This is a genomic window from Salipiger sp. (genome assembly GCF_059781815.1).
This window is the reverse complement of record NZ_JBYNAH010000005.1, coordinates 45,732-50,218: the sequence shown is the minus strand read 5'-3', so window position 1 is coordinate 50,218 and position 4,487 is coordinate 45,732. Positions and strand designations below refer to the sequence as shown.

General features: G+C 66.8%; 5 protein-coding genes. All 5 read left to right on the top strand.

Annotation, left to right across the window (positions count from 1 at the left end; translation table 11 throughout):
- Positions 1-201 (top strand): 50S ribosomal protein L19 (locus tag AC6RA4_RS01265; RefSeq protein ID WP_500156611.1); only part of this gene is annotated, 201 nt, incomplete at its 5' end.
- A gap of 11 nt (positions 202-212) precedes the next feature.
- Positions 213-434, top strand: a complete 222-nt coding sequence (gene rpmE, locus AC6RA4_RS01260; protein WP_500156609.1) for a 50S ribosomal protein L31 — start codon at positions 213-215, stop codon at positions 432-434.
- 211 nt (positions 435-645) lie between these two features.
- The gene (locus AC6RA4_RS01255) at positions 646-1,107 is read left to right on the top strand and encodes a (2Fe-2S)-binding protein (RefSeq protein WP_500156607.1); all 462 of its coding nucleotides are present in this window, start codon (positions 646-648) and stop codon (positions 1,105-1,107) included.
- Between the two features lie 3 nt (positions 1,108-1,110).
- Positions 1,111-3,261, top strand: a complete 2,151-nt coding sequence (locus AC6RA4_RS01250; protein WP_500156605.1) for a xanthine dehydrogenase family protein molybdopterin-binding subunit — start codon at positions 1,111-1,113, stop codon at positions 3,259-3,261.
- 172 nt (positions 3,262-3,433) lie between these two features.
- Positions 3,434-4,487: bifunctional protein tyrosine phosphatase family protein/NAD(P)/FAD-dependent oxidoreductase (locus AC6RA4_RS01245; RefSeq protein ID WP_500156603.1), on the top strand; the 1,054-nt coding region annotated here is incomplete at its 3' end.

The following is a 4,487-nucleotide window of genomic DNA, read 5'->3' as shown; positions in this document are numbered from 1 at the left end:
TTCACCGTTCGCAAGATTTCCTTCGGTGAAGGCGTGGAGCGTGTGTTCCCGCTGTACTCGACCAACATCGACTCGATCACCGTTGTGCGCCGCGGCCGCGTCCGTCGCGCCAAGCTCTACTACCTCCGCTCGCGTCGCGGCAAATCTGCCCGCATCGCGGAAGACACCAACTACAAGCCGCTCGCCGGCGCCGACGCATAAGGAGCGCTGTCATGAAAAAGGGCATCCACCCCGACTACCACGTCATCGACGTCAAGATGACCGACGGCACCATCTACCAGACCCGCACCACCTGGGGCAAAGAGGGCGACACCATGTCGCTCGACGTCGACCCGACCGTGCACCCGGCCTGGAACGGCGGCACCTCGCGCCTCATGGACACCGGCGGCCGCGTGTCGAAATTCAAGAAGAAATACGAAGGCCTCGGCTTCTGAGCCAACGCCTTTCGGTATCGCGAAACGCCGCCCCTCGGGGCGGCGTTTTTCGTTCTAACAGCCTCTTTCGCATGCCCGACAGCACCTTAGCGGATACGACCCCGGCGAGCTTCGCCCAACGGGCGAATGAAGCTATACTTCCCTTACGCCTTTAAAGGCGCCGGCGGAGGAGGACCGCCGTTTCCAAAGCAATTGGTTAAGGGAGGAGACCATGACGATTGATCTCAAGATCAACGGCGAGGCGCATTCCGTCGATGCGCCGGGGGACATGCCCCTGCTCTGGGCGATCCGCGACATCATCGGGCTGACCGGCACAAAATTCGGCTGCGGCGTGGCGTCCTGCGGCGCTTGCACGGTGCATGTGGACGGGGTGCCGACGCGCTCGTGCCAGTTGCCGCTCGACGCCGCGCAGGGCAGCGAGATCACCACCATCGAGGGCCTCTCGGGGCCGGTGGCCGAAGCGGTGCAGGGCGCGTGGCGCGATCTCGACGTGGTGCAGTGCGGCTACTGCCAGTCGGGCCAGATCATGCAGGCGGTGGGGCTCCTGAGCGAAACCGCCAAGCCGAGCGATGCCGATATCGACGATCAGATGTGGGGCAATGTCTGCCGCTGCGCCACCTATCAGCGCATCCGGGCCGCGATCCACGAAGCGTCCAAGCGGATGGAGGCCTGAGCCATGACCCTCAAGACATCCCGCCGCGCCTTCCTGACCGGCGCAACCGCCGCCACCGCCGCCCTCGTCGTCGGGCTCGACCCGCGCGGAGCCTGGGCGATGGGCCACGGGGACGGCTTCATGCCCAATCCCTTCGTCCGCATCGCGCCCGATGGCACCGTGACCGTGATCCTCAAGCACTTCGAAATGGGACAGGGCACCACCACCGGGCTCACCACGCTGGTGGCCGAAGAGCTCGACGCCGCCTGGGACCAGGTGACCATCGCCTTCGCACCGGTGAACACCGAGCTTTACATCAATACGCTTTTCGGGGTGCAGGGCACCGGTGGCTCGACCGCCATCGCCAATTCCTGGACCCAGTACCGCGAGGCCGGCGCTGCGGCGAAATCGCTGCTGATGCAGGCGGCCGCTGCCGACTGGGGCGTGCCGGCAGACGAGATCACCGTCAGCGAGGGGGTGGTGCGCCACGGCGAGCGCAGCGCCGGTTTCGGTGAGCTGGTCGGCAAGGTGCCCGATGGGGCCGAGCCGCAGGTGGTGCTGAAATCGCCCGACGCCTTTACCCTGATCGGGACCGACAAGCTGCCCCGGAAAGACAGCGCGTCCAAGACCGACGGGACCGCGATCTTCGCGATGGATACAGCGCCCGAGGGCACCGTCTATGCGGTGCTGCTGCGGCCGCCGAAATTCGGCGCCACGCTCACCTCGTTCGACGGCAGCGCCGCGCTGGAGCTGCCCGGCGTCACGGACGTAAAGCAGACCCCGAAGGGAGTCGCGGTCTATGCCGAGAACACCTGGGCGGCAATGCAGGGCCGCGACGCGGTCACCGCCGAATGGGACTTTTCGTCCGCCGAGACCCGCTCGTCCGACGCGATGGAAAGCGACTATGCTGCGGCGCTCGATGGCGACGGGCTGATCGCTCGGGACGATGGCGATGCCCCCGGGGCCCTCTCCGGGGCCGCGGAAACCGTCGAGGCCGAGTTCCACTTCCCCTTCCTCGCCCATGCGCCGATGGAGCCGCTCAACGCGGTCGTGCAGATCAAGGACGGCAAGGCGCATGTCTGGGACGGCTCGCAGTTCCAGACCGTCACGCAGGGCGCGGTGGGCGCGGTCACAGGCGTCGGGGCCGAGAACACCACCATCGACACGCTTTATGCCGGAGGCTCCTTCGGACGGCGGGCGAATTTCGACTCCGACTATCATGTCGAAGCCGCCATGGTGGCGGTGGCGCATGGCTCCGACCGCCCGATCAAGCTGGTCTGGACCCGCGAGGATGACGTGCGCGGGGGCTATTATCGTCCGATGTGCGTGCACCGGGTGAAAGCCGGGGTCGATGCCGGGGGCAAGGCGGTGGCATGGCACTCGAGCCTTGCCAACAAGTCGATCTTCACCGGCACGCCACTGGCGCAATACGTGATCGAGAACGGAGTCGACAAATTCTCGGTCGAGGGCGCGGCGGACACCGCCTATGCGATCCCCAACCTGCGCGTCGACCTGCGCAACATGGAGAGCGCGGTGCCGGTGCTCTGGTGGCGCTCGGTCGGGCACAGCCACTCGGCCTATACCGTGGAGGTCGCCATCGACATGCTGGCCGAGAAGGCCGGCAAGGACCCGGTGGCCTTCCGAGAGGAGCTTCTGGCCAATGCCCCGCGCGAGCTGGGCGTGCTGAAGCTCGCGGCCGAGAAAGCCGGCTGGGGATCCGAGCTGCCCGAGGGCTGGGGCCGCGGCATCGCGGTGCACAAGTCCTTTAACACCTACGTTGCCGAAGTCGCCGAGGTCTCCACCGACGAAGACGGAACGGTGAAGCTCGAGCGCTTCGTGGCAGCGGTGGATCTCGGCGTTGCGGTGAACCCCGATGTGATCCGGGCACAGGTCGAGGGCGCCATCGGCTACGGGCTCGGCCACGCCATGCGGCAGAAGATCACCTTCACCGACGGCGAGGTCGATCAGTCGAACTTCTCCGATTACGAGCCGCTGCGGATCACCGACATGCCCAAGGTCGAGGTGCATATCGTGCCCTCCACCGAGGCGCCGACCGGGATCGGCGAGCCCGGCCTGCCACCTGCGGCCCCGGCGCTGGCCAACGCAATCTATGACGCGCTCGGCAAGCGCGTCCTGCGGCTGCCGATGACAGACGCGGGCATCAGCTTCGCCTGATCCGGCCTTCCCCGCCCCGCCATGCGCGGGGCGGCTCCCTGTCTCTCAAGCCCGGGCGACGCGCGGAATTGTCGCCCGGGCAACCATGCGACGTGACAACGCATGACAAATTCACGACAGTGAATGTAAAAGAGCCCACCGCCCCTGATTCCCGTGTTGGAGGAGACGCGCCTTGGAATTCCGCAAAATCAACGACGACATCACCGTCTCGCCGCAGATCGCCCCGGCCGACCTCTCCGAGATCGCGGCAGCCGGATACCGCTCGATCATCTGCAACCGCCCCGATGGCGAGGGTGCCGACCAGCAGAGCTTCGAAGAGATCGAGGCGGCGGCCAAGGCGGTCGGTCTCGAGGCGCGCTACCTGCCGGTGATCTCGGGCAAGGTACAGGATAACGACGCCGAGGCCTTTGGCCGCGCCCTGCGCGAGCTGCCCGGCCCGGTCTTTGCCTATTGCCGCACCGGCACGCGCTCGGCGACGCTGTGGTCGCTGAGCCAGGCCGACCATCTCGAGCCGGCGCGCATCCTGATGGCCACCAAGCAGGCGGGCTACGACATGGCCGGTGTGGTCCGGCGCATCGTCAATGGCGGCAAGACCCCGACCGACACCGGCGACGCGAGCTTCGACGGGGTGGTTGTCGGCGGAGGCGCTGCGGGCATCGCCGTCTCGGCCAGCCTGAAGGCGCGCAAGCCCGATCTCGAGATCGCCCTGCTCGATCCGGCGGATGTGCATTACTACCAGCCTGGCTGGACCATGGTCGGCGGCGGCATCTTCGAGCCCGAGACCACCGCACGCACCATGGGCAGCCTGATCCCCAAGGGGGTGCACTGGATCAAGTCCGCCGTCGCCGCCTTCGAGCCGCAGAACAACGCGGTCATCCTCGACGGCTGCCGGGTGGTGAAATACCAGCGCCTGATCGTCTGCCCCGGCCTCAAGCTCGACTGGGCCAAGGTCGACGGGCTGGTCGAGACTCTGGGCAAGAACGGCGTCACCTCGAACTACCGCTACGATCTCGCGCCCTACACCTGGGAGCTGGTGAAGGGGCTGAAGGGCGGCAAGGCGCTGTTCACCCAGCCGCCGATGCCGATCAAATGCGCCGGCGCGCCGCAGAAGGCGATGTATCTCTCGGGAGATCACTGGTTCCGCACCGGCATCCTGCCGCGCATCGACATCCAGTTCATGAATGCCGGCGGCGTGCTCTTCGGGGTGAAGGATTACGTCCCCGCCC

Coding starts and splice junctions, on each gene's coding strand:
- rpmE (WP_500156609.1), top strand. CDS start 213: ATGAAAAAGGGCATCCACCCCGACTACCACGTCATCGACGTCAAGATG.
- AC6RA4_RS01255 (WP_500156607.1), top strand. CDS start 646: ATGACGATTGATCTCAAGATCAACGGCGAGGCGCATTCCGTCGATGCG.
- AC6RA4_RS01250 (WP_500156605.1), top strand. CDS start 1,111: ATGACCCTCAAGACATCCCGCCGCGCCTTCCTGACCGGCGCAACCGCC.